At 60.2% G+C, this 15,919-nt stretch carries 16 protein-coding genes, 1 tRNA gene and 1 pseudogene; 6 read left to right on the top strand and 12 right to left on the bottom strand.

Features of this window, described 5'->3' with window-relative positions:
* Positions 1-12 precede the first annotated feature (12 nt).
* The 3 genes from cobO to K1T73_RS17410 all read left to right on the top strand — a co-directional run bounded on the left by cobO (position 13) and on the right by K1T73_RS17410 (position 1,537).
* Positions 13-624: a cob(I)yrinic acid a,c-diamide adenosyltransferase gene (gene cobO / locus K1T73_RS17420; RefSeq protein WP_220601914.1), complete on the top strand. Its 612-nt coding sequence runs from the start codon at positions 13-15 to the stop codon at positions 622-624.
* Between the two features lie 122 nt (positions 625-746).
* A tRNA-Thr gene (locus K1T73_RS17415) sits at positions 747-822 on the top strand.
* Positions 823-1,156: 334 nt separating this feature from the next.
* Positions 1,157-1,537 (top strand): H-NS histone family protein, encoded by a 381-nt coding sequence (locus tag K1T73_RS17410; RefSeq protein WP_259400350.1) that lies wholly within the window; start codon positions 1,157-1,159, stop codon positions 1,535-1,537.
* Between the two features lie 165 nt (positions 1,538-1,702).
* Here the strand turns inward: K1T73_RS17410 and K1T73_RS17405 are convergent, their stop codons facing one another.
* The 12 genes and pseudogenes from K1T73_RS17405 to K1T73_RS17350 all read right to left on the bottom strand — a co-directional run bounded on the left by K1T73_RS17405 (position 1,703) and on the right by K1T73_RS17350 (position 12,893).
* Entirely contained in the window at positions 1,703-2,923 is a 1,221-nt protein-coding gene (locus tag K1T73_RS17405; RefSeq protein WP_220601913.1) for a DegT/DnrJ/EryC1/StrS aminotransferase family protein, read from the bottom strand.
* Between the two features lies 1 nt (position 2,924).
* On the bottom strand, positions 2,925-3,545 hold the full coding sequence (locus K1T73_RS17400; protein ID WP_220601912.1) for an acetyltransferase: 621 nt from the start codon (positions 3,543-3,545) through the stop codon (positions 2,925-2,927).
* A 2-nt stretch (positions 3,546-3,547) separates the two neighbouring features.
* Positions 3,548-4,150: a sugar transferase gene (locus K1T73_RS17395; RefSeq protein WP_310794401.1), complete on the bottom strand. Its 603-nt coding sequence runs from the start codon at positions 4,148-4,150 to the stop codon at positions 3,548-3,550.
* On the bottom strand, positions 4,147-5,379 hold the full coding sequence (locus tag K1T73_RS17390) for a glycosyltransferase family 4 protein (protein ID WP_220601911.1): 1,233 nt from the start codon (positions 5,377-5,379) through the stop codon (positions 4,147-4,149). The genes K1T73_RS17395 and K1T73_RS17390 overlap by 4 nt, the downstream gene beginning before the upstream one ends.
* Positions 5,379-6,467 carry a non-hydrolyzing UDP-N-acetylglucosamine 2-epimerase gene (wecB, locus tag K1T73_RS17385; protein ID WP_220601910.1) on the bottom strand — a complete coding sequence of 363 codons (1,089 nt, stop codon included), beginning with the start codon at positions 6,465-6,467 and terminating at the stop codon, positions 5,379-5,381. Before wecB ends, K1T73_RS17390 begins: the two co-directional genes overlap by 1 nt.
* Positions 6,464-6,766, bottom strand: a pseudogene (locus tag K1T73_RS17380) (glycosyltransferase); the annotation flags it as partial. The pseudogene K1T73_RS17380 and the gene wecB, both read right to left, overlap by 4 nt.
* A 292-nt stretch (positions 6,767-7,058) precedes the next feature.
* Positions 7,059-7,817, bottom strand: a complete 759-nt coding sequence (locus K1T73_RS17375; RefSeq protein ID WP_220601908.1) for a hypothetical protein — start codon at positions 7,815-7,817, stop codon at positions 7,059-7,061.
* Positions 7,814-8,974 (bottom strand): O-antigen ligase, encoded by a 1,161-nt coding sequence (locus K1T73_RS17370; RefSeq protein ID WP_220601907.1) that lies wholly within the window; start codon positions 8,972-8,974, stop codon positions 7,814-7,816. The genes K1T73_RS17375 and K1T73_RS17370 overlap by 4 nt, the downstream gene beginning before the upstream one ends.
* On the bottom strand, positions 8,971-10,062 hold the full coding sequence (locus K1T73_RS17365) for a DegT/DnrJ/EryC1/StrS aminotransferase family protein (protein WP_220601906.1): 1,092 nt from the start codon (positions 10,060-10,062) through the stop codon (positions 8,971-8,973). Before K1T73_RS17365 ends, K1T73_RS17370 begins: the two co-directional genes overlap by 4 nt.
* A 5-nt stretch (positions 10,063-10,067) precedes the next feature.
* Entirely contained in the window at positions 10,068-10,640 is a 573-nt protein-coding gene (locus K1T73_RS17360) for an acyltransferase (protein WP_220601905.1), read from the bottom strand.
* Positions 10,637-11,584: a Gfo/Idh/MocA family protein gene (locus tag K1T73_RS17355; RefSeq protein WP_259400348.1), complete on the bottom strand. Its 948-nt coding sequence runs from the start codon at positions 11,582-11,584 to the stop codon at positions 10,637-10,639. The genes K1T73_RS17360 and K1T73_RS17355 overlap by 4 nt, the downstream gene beginning before the upstream one ends.
* A 13-nt stretch (positions 11,585-11,597) precedes the next feature.
* Positions 11,598-12,893 (bottom strand): nucleotide sugar dehydrogenase, encoded by a 1,296-nt coding sequence (locus tag K1T73_RS17350; RefSeq protein ID WP_310794400.1) that lies wholly within the window; start codon positions 12,891-12,893, stop codon positions 11,598-11,600.
* A 256-nt stretch (positions 12,894-13,149) separates the two neighbouring features.
* On the opposite strand from K1T73_RS17350, the gene K1T73_RS17345 reads away from it, so the two are divergent.
* Genes K1T73_RS17345 through K1T73_RS17335 form a run of 3 tightly spaced genes read left to right on the top strand, consistent with a single transcriptional unit; the run spans position 13,150 to position 15,914 of the window.
* Positions 13,150-14,226, top strand: coding sequence for an ABC transporter ATP-binding protein (locus tag K1T73_RS17345; RefSeq protein ID WP_220601903.1), 1,077 nt, complete (start codon positions 13,150-13,152; stop codon positions 14,224-14,226).
* A gap of 13 nt (positions 14,227-14,239) precedes the next feature.
* A complete protein-coding gene (locus K1T73_RS17340; protein ID WP_220601902.1) occupies positions 14,240-15,121 on the top strand; it encodes an ABC transporter permease in 882 nt (293 codons plus the stop codon).
* Complete coding sequence (locus K1T73_RS17335) at positions 15,114-15,914, top strand: ABC transporter permease (RefSeq protein WP_220601901.1); 801 nt, start codon at positions 15,114-15,116, stop codon at positions 15,912-15,914. The genes K1T73_RS17340 and K1T73_RS17335 overlap by 8 nt, the downstream gene beginning before the upstream one ends.
* Positions 15,915-15,919 lie beyond the last annotated feature (5 nt).

The following is a 15,919-nucleotide window of genomic DNA, read 5'->3' as shown; positions in this document are numbered from 1 at the left end:
AAGAGACGGACCATGGATGACGACCTGAACACCCGCCACGCCGAGAAAATGCGCAAGATCAAGGCGGCACGCGACAGGCTGATGGCCACGAAAACCGAAGAGAAAGGCCTTATCATCGTCCATACCGGCAACGGGAAGGGCAAGTCGTCGTCGGGATTCGGCATGGTCATGCGCTGCATCGGGCACGGTATTCCTTGTGCCGTCGTGCAGTTCATCAAGGGCAACTGGGAGACCGGCGAAAAAACCTTTCTGCGCGACCGCTTCGCGGATGAATGCCGCTTCTTCGTGTCCGGGGAAGGTTTCACATGGGAAACGCAGGATCGCGAGCGCGACATCGCGGCGGCGCGTAACGGGTGGAAGATCGCCCGCGAACAGATCCTCGATCCCGAGATCGGGTTCGTGTTGCTCGACGAGATCAACATCGCCCTGCGCTACGATTATCTCGACATCGACGAGGTGGTCGAATTCCTGCTCCACGAGAAGCCGCGGATGACCCATGTCTGCCTCACCGGACGCCACGCGAAGCCCGAGTTGCTGGAAGCAGCCGATCTCGTGACGGAGATGTCCTTGGTGAAACACCCGTTCAAGGACGGGGTGAAGGCGCAGCGGGGCGTGGAATTCTAGGTGATCCACCACGCGTGGCCGGAACGAACCCCTTGGACCTCGCGCTCGGAACACCATGGAAACGATGCCCGCAAGATCATCTTGACGCTTTCCCTCTCGCTTATTACTAGACGCGCAGTGCTGCTGCTGTAGCTCAGCTGGTAGAGCAATGCATTCGTAATGCATGGGTCGGGGGTTCGAGTCCCTTCAGCAGCACCAGCTCCCCCGCTTGCCCATATCTTCGGCGCACGCTTGATTACCGTGCCTTCGTGCGCCAGAAGGCCGTTCTGGATGGATGCCCACGCCCGGACTGCATGGATGATCCGCCGTGGCTGACTTTCCATGGCTGCCTACACTGGACGGCGGATTGTCAAGGAAACCACGGGATCAGTCGGATAAACCGCCCCGATCTATCAAGCCGATATTCGCACGAAATAACCGTTCACCGGATTTCGATATTATTCTCATGAAAGATGCCCGAGAAGTTAAACCTTGCGCGATATGATCAGGATATCTAAACATGATCCGTCATATATTGAAAAGGATTTAATGGATGCCGAAAAAGCTCACGAAAGACGATATCGTCGGCGGCCTGGAAAACATGGAGCTCGATGATCTCAAACGCATTCAGTTGGCCACTGAAAAGCAGATCGAGAAGAGAAAGAAGCAGGCCCGGGCGGAGGCTCTCCAGAAGATGCGCGAAGTCGCCAGGGAAATAGGTGTCGATTTCGAAACCCTGATGAAGGAACACTTCGGTGTCGAAGGCAAACAGAACAGCGCTGGCGGTCGGAAAAAGACCAAGGTTGCCCCCAAATACAGGCACCCCGAGAACCCCGAACTCACCTGGACCGGCCGCGGACGTCAGCCGCGCTGGATCAAGGAACACCTCGAGTCCGGCGGCAACGTGGATGACTTCTTGATCGACAAGACATGAAGGTATCCGGTTGGGGAAATGAAATCAGCCGGAAAACACTTATAGAGGGAAATATAATGTAATCGGCTCTTCAATAAATAGATCTTCGGCGTTTCTTGCAGACCACCGGGCGAACTCGCAGTAGATTGGTCGACGTTTCAATTTCTCTTTGCGCCGCCGCGTAATTCAGAAAGAATTGGATCGGCCGGCTTTACCAAGAACCTTGGCGATGGCCTCCTTCGACCGTTGAAGATGTTCGGGCCCGAGCCCCGGATGCACCAGGAACATCAGGCTGGTCTCGCCCATGTCCCGCGCGACCGGCAGAGGGGTGTCGGGGCGTAGCCCGGTATTGTCGAAGGCCTTCTCCAGGTAGATCTCCGAACACGACCCCTGCATGCAGGGCACGCCCGCCGCTGAGATCTCGGCAGCGATCCGGTCCCTGTGCCAGCCCCCGCTCAGGTTCTCCGGCCGTGCATAGGTATAGAACTTGTACCAGGCATGCCGGGTGCCGCCGCCCTGCTCGGGCAATGGCAGGCGCACGGGTCCGTCAGGCCCGGTGAACGGGGTCAGGGCCGTAATCAGCGCGTCGGCGTTAGCGGTACGGGCCGCGTGCCAACTCGGCATTCGCGACAATTGAATGCGCCCGATAGCCGACTGCATTTCGGTCAGACGCCAGTTGGTGCCGAAGCTTTCGTGGAGCCAGCGAAACCCCGGCGCGTGCTCGCGCTCGTGGACTGCGGCATAGCTCTTGCCATGATCCTTGAAGGCCCACATCCGCCGCCAAAGCTCTTCGTCGTCGCAGGTGACCATGCCGCCTTCGCCGCCGGTGGTCATGATCTTGTCCTGACAAAACGACCAGGTGGCGACATCCCCCAACCCCCCGACGGGGCGCCCCTTGTACATTGCGCCATGGGCCTGCGCGCAATCCTCGATCAGGCGGATGTCATCGCCCGCCACCGCGCGCATACCCTCCATGTCGCAGGGCCAGCCCGCCAGGTGCACGCAAAGGATCGCGCGGGTATTGGCGGTGATGACGGGCGCCACGGTATCGGGCGCGATGTTGCCGCTATCGGCATTCACGTCGGCAAAAACCGGCCGCGCGCCCGCGTTCACGACCGAGGAGACCGACGCGATGAAGCTGCGCGGCGTGACGATTACCTCGTCGCTGGCCGCCCCGCCATTGACCGACCCTATCCCCAGCCCATGCAGCGCCAGGTCCAGCGCCAGCGTGCCGTTGGCCACCGCAATGGCGTGCGTTGTGCCCGCGAATTCCGCGAACTCCCGCTCGAACGCGCGCCCCTCCTCTCCTGTCCAGTAATTGACCTTGCCCGAAAGCAATACGTCCGAAACAGCGTCAGCCTCTTCCTGCGTGAAGGCGGGCCAAGGAGGGAACGGTCCCGTGAGCATATCATGTCCTCCTTTTAAGAGGTTTCGCCGGCGCTCCGATCACTACCGTATTTTCAGGAACGTCTTTCGTCACGAGTGAATGCGCACCAATGATTGCGCCCCGTCCGATCTTCAGAGGCTGATCTGCACGGCCTGGCAGAATCGTAGCGCCGGTGCCGATATAGACATCATCGCCGATCTCGACGCGGCCGTTGACCGAAACACGTGGCGCGAGCGTAACAAAATCTCCGACTATGCAATCATGAGCAACATAACTGTAGATGTTACAATGAAACGAATGCCCTATCTGCGCGTCCGCAGTAAGAATGGTGAAATCACTGACTACGGCACCCGCACTTAGACTGACGTTTTCACCAATGATGGCCGTACGAGCTTGAACGGAAAAAATACTAAAGCCATCAGAAAGCACCATTTCAGTTTTTTGTCGACGAAGATTCGAATCGGCAAATCCGATCACGAATGAAGATGCAGATTCTGCCCGTCGGTTTAATGCCTCGTCATAGCTAATTGCATCGCCTGTCGCATTATCATCAACAAAAAAAATTTTATCATTCGGGAAGTTCTCCCGCACTGATCTCATAATCTCGCGAGCGAAACCGCCATGGCTGTAAACAAACTTCATGGTTAGTTCTCTCCATTCTGTCCCGTGAACCGCGGCATCGTCGCCTCACCGGATGCGGAAATACCATCGCGCCTCATAACCTTCGCCAGCGTCATCCAGATAATCCTGAGATCCAGCCAGAGCGTGCGATTGTCCACGTACCAGACATCCAGGGCGAACTTCTCGTCCCAGCTGAGCGCGTTGCGTCCGTTGACCTGCGCCCACCCGGTGATGCCGGGGCGGACCTCGTGGCGGCGGGCCTGCTCGGCACTGTAGAGCGGCAGGTATTCCATCAACAGCGGGCGCGGGCCGACCAGGCTCATGTCGCCCTTCAGTACATTCCACAATTCGGGCAACTCATCAGCCGAGGTCGACCGCAATTTCCGCCCGAGCGGCGTGATCCGCTCGGCATCGGGCAGCGGCGTGCCGTCAGGGCCACGGGCATCCTTCATGGAGCGGAACTTGATCATCTCGAACGGCTTGCCATCCTTTCCGGGCCGGGTCTGCCGAAAGAGCACCGGCGCGCCCATGTCCCGCCGGATGAGGACGAAAAGCAGGATCAGCAGCGGCGAGAAAAGGATCAGGCCGATGAGAGCGCCGAGGATATCCATACCCCGCTTGATCACGACGCGCCCTCTGGGAACAGAACCTCCTCCAACCGCCGGGCAAGGGCACCGTACTCGTGGGTTTCCAGGGCGGCGCGGCGTCCGCGCGCGCCCATTGCCGCACGTTCCGCTTCGGGAAGCGCCTTCAGTTTCAGAACCGCGTCCGCGAGGGCGGCAGGGTCTTGGGGCTGAATCTGCAGTCCTGCTCTCAACTCCTCGACCGGGCGATAGCGCCCGGAATCTATGCCGTAGAGGATTGGTGTGCCCGACACCAGATAGTCGAACAACTTGTTGGGCGAGACGCCGAACCGAAACAGGCTATCGTGGGTCAATCCGATATAGCAAGCATCGAACCGCGCCAGCATGGATTGTACCTGGCGTTTCGGTATGGGGTCGATCACGAGAATGTTGCGCAATCCGCGTCGCGCGATATCCGCGGCGATGCTGTCGCGGGCCCGACCGCTGCCAACGATGACAAAGGCAATATCCTCGTGATCCTCAAGTCTCGCGGCGGCCTCCACCATCGTTTCGAGCGCATTTGCGGCGCCGATGGTCCCAGTATAGCCGACCAGAAACTTGCCCTTCGGCAGGGTGTCGGCAGCGGCGTCTGAGAGTGGTTCGGGCGTTTCCACCTCGCCTCGGTCGAACCCGTTGGGGACCCAGGTGAACTTGGCCCGGTCCATGCCGCGCGTCGTCATGTGATCCACAGCGTTGGGCAGGTTCGAGACCACCGCATCCGATACGCGATAGGCCCGGTCCTCGACCCGCTGCATCCAGACCATCAGCGGGTGTCGTGGCGATTGTCCGCCCACTTCCTCCAGTGTCAGCGGCCAGATGTCGCGCACTTCGAACACCAGCCGAGCGCCGGTCTTCCGGGCCAGACGTTCCGCGCCGCTGAACCCCAGCAGCGACGGCGAGGAATAAAGGATCGTGTCAGGTGACTCACCCAGCCGTCCGGGCAGATGACGCAATCGTCGCCCGAACAGTAGCCAGTTCAGCACCCTGCGCTTGTCGTGGGCATGGGCGTAGCGCGGCACGGGCACGCGGACGAAGCGATAGCCGTCCCGCTCCTCGACACTAGCGGCCGCCGCCGCAGCCCTCTGATCGCGCAGCAGATGATGCCAGCGGGCCGCGATCACCGTTACCTCGTGTCCCCGCGCAGCCAGTGCGCGAGAGAGATAGTAGTGCCGTCCACCTATCCCGGTGTCGGGCGTCGAAGCATACTGATTGATGATCCAGACCTTGCCCATTACCGCAAACCCGTTCTGAGCGCGTCCAGAATCCGGACCGACGCATCACCCCTGCCGTAAGGAACGATGTCCGAGCCCTTGGTGCCGGCGGCACCGGAAACGACGCGCTGCACCTCTGCGGGGTCTCGCGGCGGCACCAGCCGGTTCCAGCCCGCATCCACCAGCTCGACCCATTCGGTTTCGTCGCGCAGAGTGACGCAGGGAACGCCATAAAAGAACGCCTCTTTCTGTACCCCGCCCGAATCCGTGACGATCACCGCGGCGGCCTTCTCATGTGCCACCATCTCGAGATAGCCCATCGGCGCAACGACGGTCAGCGCCTCGGTCAGATGCGCCAATCCGGAAGCCACCAGCCGCGCCTTCGTGCGCGGATGCAGCGGCAGTACCACGGACATGTCGCGCGCCACCCGTCCCAGCCCCTCGAAGATCGCCGCCAGCCGCGCAGGATCGTCGGTGTTTTCCTGGCGGTGAATGGTGGCAAGAACGAAATCGCCCTCGCTCACACCGCTACGCGCCAGCATGTCGGACTTGCCCGCCGCGATCTCGCCGAAATAGAGCGCGGCATCGTACATGACATCACCGACCTGATGCACGCGGCTCGCCTCCAGTCCTTCGTCGAGCAAGTTGCGCGTCGCCGTATCGGTGGGGGTCAGCAGCAGGTCCGAACAATGATCCGTCAGCACGCGATTGATCTCTTCGGGCATGGTGCGATTGAACGACCGCAGGCCAGCTTCCACGTGGGCCACCGGAATATGCAGCTTGGCCGCCGCCAACGCCCCGGCAAGGGTTGAATTGGTGTCCCCGTAGACCAGAACCGCATCGGGCTTTTCGGACTGCATCACGGCCTCGATCCGTTCCAGCATCCGTCCCGTCATCTGCCCGTGCGATCCGCCAGAGATCTCGAGGTGATGCGCGGGTTCGGGTATGCCCATCTCTTCGAAGAAGATGTCGGACATGTTTACATCGTAATGCTGGCCCGTATGCACGAGGATCTCCTCGATTCCGTCGGTCGCCGCGATTTCGCGCGAGACGGCCGCGGCCTTGATGAACTGGGGGCGTGCCCCGATCACGGTCAGTATACTGGTCATGTCGTTTTCTTTTGTTTTGTGGATTTCAACGGCACGCCGAGACGTTCATTGTAGAAAGCCACGAGCTTTTCGGCCTCGGTCGGCCAATTGTAAGTCGTCTCGACCGCGTGCTTGCCCCGGCGCCCCATTTCTTCTGCTTCGTCCGGGTTGTCCAGTATCCAGTCCATCGCCCGCGCGATAGCCCGAGGGTCCTGCGGATCCGCCAGAAGCCCACACCCGGCCCCGTCCACGATCTGTCGCCATAGCGGAAAGTCTGACGCGATGACAGGCAGCCCGGCGCCCATGTACTCGAACAGCTTGTTCGGCTGGGCGCCCCACCAACGTCACGTCATGTCCCCGCGCGGCCAGTTCGCGTGACAGATAGTGATGCCGCCCACCAATTCCGGTATCGGCCGTCGAGGCATATTGATTGATGATCCAGATACGGCTCATTCGCTTCCTGCCTTCGTCGACAACTCGTACGTTCGCTTGGGTACTCTGTGGTTTCCCCACCTCATTTTTTTGTCTTCCTCGGTTCGTTAAGCGTTATCGCCCGGGTTAATCTGGCGCCGCGGAAAAAACATGTCAGATGTAGGCACATGGAATTTTCCCTCAGAGGTATAGGATGGCGGTTGCGACCGCGATTATCAGTGGTCCGAGAAGCGCAACATTTGCAACATGTGCAAGGAGAAGTGAGTTCAGGGTCTCATGCAAATTTTCACCGATCTCGTATTTACGAGAAAGCATTGGATCAAGATAGAATGCGAGTACCACAGTGCCGCAAGCGTTAATGAAACCTGTAAGCTGAAGAACCACTGTAGAAGCGTCCTGAAACCTGAATGCAATGAGATTGATCAGGAACATGGAAGAGCCATAGAAAACAAATATCCACGCGGCGACAAAGAAAACGCGGGGCGCGATATCTCTTCGCGCAAGAGACAAAGTTCGTTTTTGAAAAAGCTTGTTGTCAATAGTCTGCGCGTCAGGTGCTGGCCGCGGTCTCGCCTTCAGGATGGAGGCAAAAAGACGACCATCGGAATGGTAGAGGGAAAGCAAGTCACAAAAGTAGTAGACGATTTTTTCGCGGAACAAGATACAAGCAAAGAGCGGAACGATTGAGACAGCATAGGACAGAAAGATTGCCGTCAGCAGAAGCTCCAGGTCATCTGCCAGCGCGATCACGCCTACCAAAGGGGGGTAAGTTACGATGAATACGCGTTTTATGGTGTTTACGATCACTTGCACCGAGTAAGCGATGGCATTTAGTCCCACAATCGAACCGGCGACCCTCGGCAAGACGGAAACAGCGTCCAGAAATACGGAGCAGGAAAAGACCGAAATGACCAGAATGACGAAAATCCAGACAGTCATGCCAAATCTCTTCCGGGTTCTTCTGCGGGGTTTCTAACCGACGTCGGCGATACAAGAAGGAGAGTATAAGTTAGCGGTATGAAGAGGAGAATCCTGAGATAGCTCATATCGCCACTAAAAGACGTACAGATAAAGATGAACAGAAAGACTGCACGCCCGAAAGGCGTGTTCTTCCAGAGTACGAAAGCAAACACCAGCCCGAATGCGACCAGCCCGATGACCCCCATCTCGCTCATGATCTCGAGCGTGAGGTTATGAGGATATGCAAATCCACCACTGGTAGCCACTTGGAAGTTCGTGACTCCAACTCCCAAGAGTGGGTTTTCTCGATAAAGCTCCAGCGCATCCGCCATCATATGTTGCCTGGCGCCGATCGAACCAAAGTCTTGCGTCCCGGCATCGTCTGCAAGAACGCGGAAGATTGCCTCGTATCGTACAAGAAACTCAGACGGCAATGACCAGATGACGACATACCCAAGTGAAACCATACAAAGGGAAACCAAAACCGCGCGCTTGAACGAAAACAGCCGAAAGACGAGCAGAGGAGCTGCCAGTGCGAATGCAACGATTGGCCCCTTGGACATTGCCCAAAACGTTGCTGCAAGGAACAAGGCAGCGCGCGTTCCGTTCGCCAAGAACCTGCCCTGTAGCATGAGGTACACGCTGGTGAGGCTCGAGAGCGCCATCAACCAGCCAAATACAATTGGGCCATTTATGAGATAGCGCACTGATCGCACGGAAAATCCGAAGACAGCCTTGTAGGCCAAGGTCGCGGCCAGAACAAACATTGCCACGAAAACAAAGGCTTGGAAAAAGCGCTCTTCACCGAACTTGGTTATGAGGTGGGCTGAAATCGAACTTACGAAGATTGTTGAAAGCACCGCTCCGTCAACCTTCTCTATAAGAAAAGGAATGTCATGCGCGACCATCCCGCGGAAAATCAAAACTGCAATGATGGGTGAGATGACAATTATGGCCGCCGCGCCAAACGTCGCCAGATTAGATTTGGCCATAAGAACGAGAATTGCAATACCTGCGATAACTGTGTGGTGAACAATCACAATGTCACCGAGCACTTTTGGCAACAGCGTCCCTGTCGCCAGCGCCAAATAGACGAGGCTCGTGGCAAGCAGCAGATGGATGCTTCCATACCTCATTGTTCCGTATTCTTCCTCAAGGCCTCGATGACCCTCTCCTGCTCCTCTGCACCCAGATAGGGATGCATCGGCAGGCTCAGGACCTCCTCCGCCGCGCGGTCGCCGGAGGGCAGGTGGGCCGATGGGTCCGCCACCGCGGGCTGGCGGTTGAGCGGCAGCGGGTAGTGCACCGCTGTCGGCACGCCGCCCTCCTTCAAGGCGGCTTGCACTCGCTCGCGCTCCTTCACCCGCACGGTGTATTGCGCCCAGGCCGAGAGGTTGTGATCGGCGATCTTCGGCAGGCTCAGCAGGTTGCCGCCCCGGAGCATCGCGTCATAGCGCTCCGCCACCTTCCGGCGGGCGGCGAGTTCCTCGTCGAGGATCGCGAGCTTGGGCAGCAGGATCGCCGCCTGAATGGTGTCCAACCGGCTGTTCACCCCGACACGAACATGATGGTAGCGCCGGTCCTGTCCATGCCGCGCGATCTGCCGAATGACCCGCGCCAGCTCGTCGTCGCTGGTGAAGATCGCGCCGCCATCGCCATAGCAGCCCAGCGGTTTCGAGGGGAAGAAGCTGGTGCAGCCGATGGTCGACAGGTTGCCCGACCTGCGCCCCTTGTACGAGGCGCCGAAGCTCTGCGCACCGTCCTCGATCACCGGCAGGCCATGCTTTTCCGCGATGGCGTTGATCGCGTCGAACTCGGCGCACTGACCGTAGAGCGATACCGGAATGATCGCCCTGGTGCGCGGCGTGATCGCAGCCTCCAGACTGTCCGGATTCATGTTGTAGCTGACCGGATCGATATCGACGTAGACCGGTCTTGCGCCCAGCACCGCGACCGTTTCGGCGGTGGCGATATAGCTGAAACCGGGCGTGATGACCTCGTCTTGCGGCCCCACCCCGAGCGCCATCAGCGCGATCTGCAAGGCATCGGTCCCATTGGCGCAAGAGATGCAGTGCCCCGCTCCTGTATAGCCACACAGAGCCTCTTCCAGCTCGGCCACTTCGGGGCCCATGATGTATTTGCCATGCGCCAGAACGCGGGCGATGCCGGTTTCGATCTCGTGGCGCAGGCGGTCCTGCTGGGCGGCCAGGTCAACGAATTGCATGTCGGTCAATCCTCGAGCAAAATCAAAGTCTCGCCATCTTCCGTGTAACGCTCACCCGTGCGCGGACAGGTCAGGTCCGCCCCCAACCGGTCACCCGAGCGCGACACCCATCCGATCCGGCGCGCCGGGATACCCGCCATCAGGGCATGGTCGGGCACGTCCCGCGTCACCACGGCCCCGGCTGCGATCATGCAATAGGCCCCGAGCGTATTGCCGCAGACCACCGTTGCGTTGGCGCCGATCGTCGCTCCGCGCTTGACCAGCGTTTCTTCGAACTCGTCCTTGCGCTCGATATGGGCGCGCGGGGTCAGGACGTTGGTGAACACGCATGACGGCCCACAGAACACGTCCTGCTCGAGCGTGACTCCCTTGTAGAGCGCCACGTTGTTCTGCACCTTGCAGCCGTCGCCGATGGTCACATGCGGCCCGGCCATGACGTTCTGACCCAGCACGCAATCCGCGCCCACCTTGGTATGCGGCAGCACATGCACGAAATGCCAGATCTTGGTGCCGGCGCCGATCTCCGATGGCTCATCGACATATGCGCTCTCGTGAATGAAGGCGGTCTCGTGGATCATCCCAACACCTTCCCGATATCAGGATGCTGTTCACCGCGGCCTGGTTCGACGGGCGCGGTGCGGATGTGGCTCACCACCTCGATCGACGGGCGCACCACGTCGAGGCCGTAGCCGTTTCCATCCAGCACGTTCTGATAGCTCGCCGTATGCAGGTCGGTGAAGCCGCCGGAAAACTCGATCTCATCGCCCTCGACGGTGATGGAGCGATGCGTGGTCTGCCCCTCGGGCGTATGCGCGGGCAGGTGGTCGCGGTTGATCGACAGCACCCAGCGGACGCGGGCCTGGGCGAATTCGAGATAGCCCGCGGCCGCGTCGGGCCCGCGATGATGCACGATGTTCTCGCGGATCGGGCCGAAGACGAAGCTCAGCATGTCATAGAAATGCACCCCGATATTGGTGGCGATCCCGCCCGACTTCTGCTCGAACCCTTTCCAGCTGGCATGGTACCAGGCCCCGCGCGAAGTGAAATAGCCCAGATCCACGTCGTAGACCTTGTCCTTCGGGCCATTCGCGATGCGGTCGCGCAGTGCGATGATGGCGGGATGCAGCCGGAGTTGCAGGATCGAATTGATCCGTCGCCCCGTATCGTTCTCGAGGGCCGCCAGGTCGTCAAGATCGCCAACCTCGAGCACCAGTGGCTTCTCGCAGATCGCGTCCGCGCCCGAGCGCAGCGCGAAGCTCATATGCGCCTTGTGCAGGTAGTTGGGGCTGCAAATGCCGACGTAATCGACACCATGGCCGGCTCGTCGAAGTGCATCGACATGCGCGTCGAACCGCTCGAACTCGGTGAAGAAGGCTGCATCGGGGAAAAAGCTGTCCATGACGCCGACACTGTCGTTGATATCATGGGCAACAGCCAGGTTGCCGCCGGTGTCCCTGATCGCCTTCAGGTGCCGCGGCGCGATGTAGCCGGCAGCGCCGATCAGCGCATAACGTGTCATCATGATCGTCGTCTCCTCACGCCCGGATGACGGCGGCATCGCCGCGGAACTTGCCACGGGTATCCACCAGAAGCTGTGCGTTCTGCCGGATCATCTCGTAGTCCACATCGCTGTGGTCGGTCAGCAGGATCACCGCATCGTATCCGGCAATCACCTTGGGCGACAGGTCGACCGAAGTGAGATCGAATTCATGTTGCCGCATCTCTGGAAAGACCGGGACGTTGGGATCCGAGTAATGAACTTCCGCGCCCCAGCTGCGCAGCCGCTCCATCACGAAGACCGACGGGCTTTCGCGCATGTCATCCACGTCCCGCTTGTAGGCGATTCCGAGCGCGAGAACCTTTGCACCTTTCAGGCTCTTGCCGACCTCGTTCAGCGCCCGCACCAACTTGTTCACCACGTATTGCGGCATGGAGGCGTTGATCTCGCCCGCCAGCTCGATGAACCGGGTGTGCAGGCCGTATTCGCGCGCCTTCCAGGTCAGGTAGAAAGGGTCGATGGGGATGCAGTGGCCGCCGATGCCGGGGCCGGGATAGTAGGCGGTGAAACCGAACGGCTTGGTCTTGGCCGCGTCGATCACCTCGAAGATATCGAGGCCCATCGCGTCCGCCACGATCTTCATCTCGTTGACCAGCCCGATGTTGATTGAGCGGTGGATGTTTTCCAGCAGCTTGACCATCTCGGCGGCCTCGGTGGAACTGACCGGGACCACCCTGTCGATGAAGGTGCCGTAAAGCGCCTCGGCGACCTTCAGACATTGGGGTGTGTGACCGCCTGCGACCTTGGGAATCTTGTGGGTCTCGAAGTCGGCGTTGCCGGGGTCTTCGCGTTCGGGCGAATAGGCGAGGAAGAAGTCCTTGCCGATCTCGAGCCCGGCCTTCTCGACATAGGGCAGCAGAATCTCCCTCGTCGTGCCGGGCCATGTCGTGCTCTCCAGGCTGAGCACCTGGCCCTTGCGCAGGTAAGGGGTGATCGTGTCCATCGTGGCCGTGACAAAGCTGAGATCCGGCTCGCGGTATTGATTCAGCGGGGTCGGCACGCAGATGATCAGCGCGTCGCATTCCCCGGTGCGCGAGAAGTCTGTCGTTGCCTCGAAACCTGCTTCCTTCATCACCGCGATATCGCTGCCGGTGATATGCTTGATGGGACTCTTGCCTGCGTTCAGGTCATCTACGCGCCCCTGTACCACGTCGAAGCCGACCACCCGCAGGCCCGCCGACGATGCGGCCAGCGCCAGCGGAATCCCCACGTAGCCCAGGCCCAGAATCCCGATAGTTGCGTCTTTGTGGGTGAATTTCTCTACCAAGTGCACGTCCTGCTCCATCCTGCTTTACCGGGCACCGTTTTCTCCCGGTGCTCCGCACATTTGACGAGGCCATCCGCTCTCTGGCGGCACCGGATATCACGGATAGGTTGAGGGGCAAGTCCAAAAAGCGCTTGACGGCTGAGTCATCCACCGGGGATTGAATCGCGATCAGGGCGGCAGGAGAAAATTATCTTCGATGCACTCTTGTCAAATCATGCCTCCCGGTGATTTGATCAAATCTCATGAGGTCGAGAGGTTGCAGATGATCGAGATCAAGGGTGTCAGCAAGGTGTTCGGATCGGGCGCCGACGCTTTCCGCGCGTTGGACAATGTCTCGGTGACCGTGCGTCAGAACGAGTTCTTCACCCTGCTCGGGCCCTCCGGCTGCGGCAAGACCACGCTTCTGCGCCTGATCGCGGGATTCGAGGGGCCGACGCAAGGGGCGATCACGCTCGACGGTGCCGACCTGGCCGGGCAGCCCCCCTACAAGCGGCCGGTCAACACGGTCTTTCAGTCCTACGCCCTGTTCCCGCATATGACCGTGGCCGAGAACGTGGGCTTCGGGCTCAAGATGCTGGGCAATTCGAAGGCCGACATCGAGAAGATCGTCGGCGAGATGCTGGAGCTCGTGCGCATGTCGCATCTTGCCGACCGGCAGACCGCGCAGATTTCCGGCGGGCAGCAGCAGCGCGTGGCGCTGGCCCGCGCGCTGGCCCCGAGGCCCAAGGTGCTTCTTCTGGACGAGCCGCTTTCGGCGCTGGATTTCAAGCTGCGGAAGGAAATGCAGCTCGAACTGAAGCGGTTGCAATCCGAGACCGGGATCACCTTCGTCTTCGTGACCCACGATCAGGAGGAAGCCCTCACGATGTCGGACCGGATCGCGGTGATGAGCGAGGGGCAGATTCGCCAGATCGGCGGTCCGCGCGAGATCTATGACCACCCCGCGGAACGGTTCGTGGCCGATTTCATCGGCGACACCAACTTTCTGCCGGTCGAGATGATCGAGGCCCGGGAGGACACGGCGCGGGTGCGCCTGCCCTCGGGCCAGGAGATCGAGACGCGCAGCTCGCGCACCGACGATGCGAAAGGTCAGGTGACACTTGCGATCCGGCCGGAACATGCCGACCTCGTGACGCCGGGTGAGGGACAGCTTTCGGGCATTCTCGAGCAGATCGTCTATTTCGGGACCGACACGCATTTCCACGTGACGATCGACGGCGCGGCCACGCCGTTCGTGCTGCGCAAGCAGAACGAGCCCGACGCCGATCAGACGCTTCGCGAAGGCGACAAGGTGGGCATCCGGTTCGGCCGGAACGCCGGCCAGGTTCTGAAGGATTGAGGGGGTGGCCGACATGAAACCACGTTCCCGCGCGCTGCTGCTGTCTCCGGCGCTTTTCATCCTGATCTTTGCCGCGGCGGGGCCGCTGGTCATCGTGCTGATCTATTCCTTTCTCACGCCGGGCGACTACGGCGGCGTGGTGTGGGACTTCTCGACCGATGCCTGGTTCAACGTCGTCGCCGAGCGGGACTTCTTCACCGACGAGCTTGGTTGGGCGGATGCGCATCTCACGGTGTTCTGGCGGTCGATCAAGCTGTCGTTGCTGACGGCGCTGCTGTCGTTCCTCGTCGGCTTCCCGACCGCCTATTTCATCGCGACGCGCCCCAAGGGGTCCCGCGACATCTGGATGCTTCTCATCATGATCCCGTTCTGGACCAACCTTCTGATCCGGACCTTCGCGATCATGGAGCTCATCCGCAACGAGGGCACGATCAACACGGTGCTCATCGCGATGGGCCTCGTGACGCAGCCGATCCAGATGCTATACACCGAGTTCTCGCTCCTGGTGGGCATGACCTATGTCTACCTGCCGCTGATGATCCTGCCGATCTACGCGTCCATGGAGCGGCTCGACTTCCGGCTCGTCGAGGCCGGCTACGACCTTTACGGCAATCGCTGGAAAGTCCTCACGCAGATCATATTCCCGTTGGTGAAACCGGGTGTCGTGGCGGGGTCGATCCTTGTTTTCGTGCCCTGCCTCGGGGCCTACGTGACACCGCGGGTTCTGGGAGGCGGCAAGCAGCTCATGCTGGGCAACCTGATCGAATTGCAGTTCGGCCAGTTGCGCAACTGGCCGCTGGGTGCCGCGTTGTCGCTCACGCTTCTTCTGATCGTGATGGTCGCGCTGATCTTCTACGTGCGCGCTGTCGGAACCGAGGAGACGAGCCATGGCTAGATCCTTCGATGTCAAGCGCCAGCCGGGCTTCAGCGGTGTCGCGATCGCCTGTTTCGTGCTGCTCTACCTGCCGATCGTGCTGCTGGTGATCTACTCCTTCAACGCCAGCGAATCGATTTCGCAATGGGACGGGTTCTCGTTCCGCTGGTATGTCTCCGCATGGGAGAACGAGCAGGTGCAGGCCGCGACGATCCGGTCGGTGGTCATCGCCATCGCGGCGTCGACGATCTCGACCACGGCGGCCGTCCTCGCGGCGCTCGCCACGACGCGCAGCACGCCGTGGCGCGGACAGACCCTCGCCTTCGCGTTGATCAACCAGCCTCTCATGGTCCCCGAGATCGTGACCGCCGTGTCGCTCCTGATCTTCTTCTCGATGATCAAGGTCTGGACCGGCTATACCGGGCTTTGGTATCTGATCATCGCCCACGCGGCCTTCTGCATCCCCTTCGCCTACATGCCCATCCGCGCGCGGCTTCAGGGAATGGACCTCACGCTCGAACGTGCAGGCGAGGATCTTTATGGCACGCCCTTCAAGGTGTTCCGTTACATCACCTTGCCGCAGCTCTGGCCCGGGATCCTGGCCGGGGCGATGCTGACCTTCGTGATCTCGCTCGATGACGTGGTGATCACCGAATTCGTCAAATCCGCGGGACAGGACACGCTGCCCACGTATATGCTGGGACAGTTGCGGCGCGCGATCACGCCCGAGATCAACGCGATCTCGACCGCGCTTCTGGCCATCTCGGTGTTGCTCGTGACCGCCTTTTTCTTCGTCAGCCGGAAGAACAAGTGATCCGG

Origin of the sequence: Roseovarius sp. SCSIO 43702 (assembly GCF_019599045.1) — a bacterium.
GTDB lineage: Bacteria > Pseudomonadota > Alphaproteobacteria > Rhodobacterales > Rhodobacteraceae > Roseovarius.
This window is presented reverse-complemented; position numbering and strand designations above follow the sequence as displayed.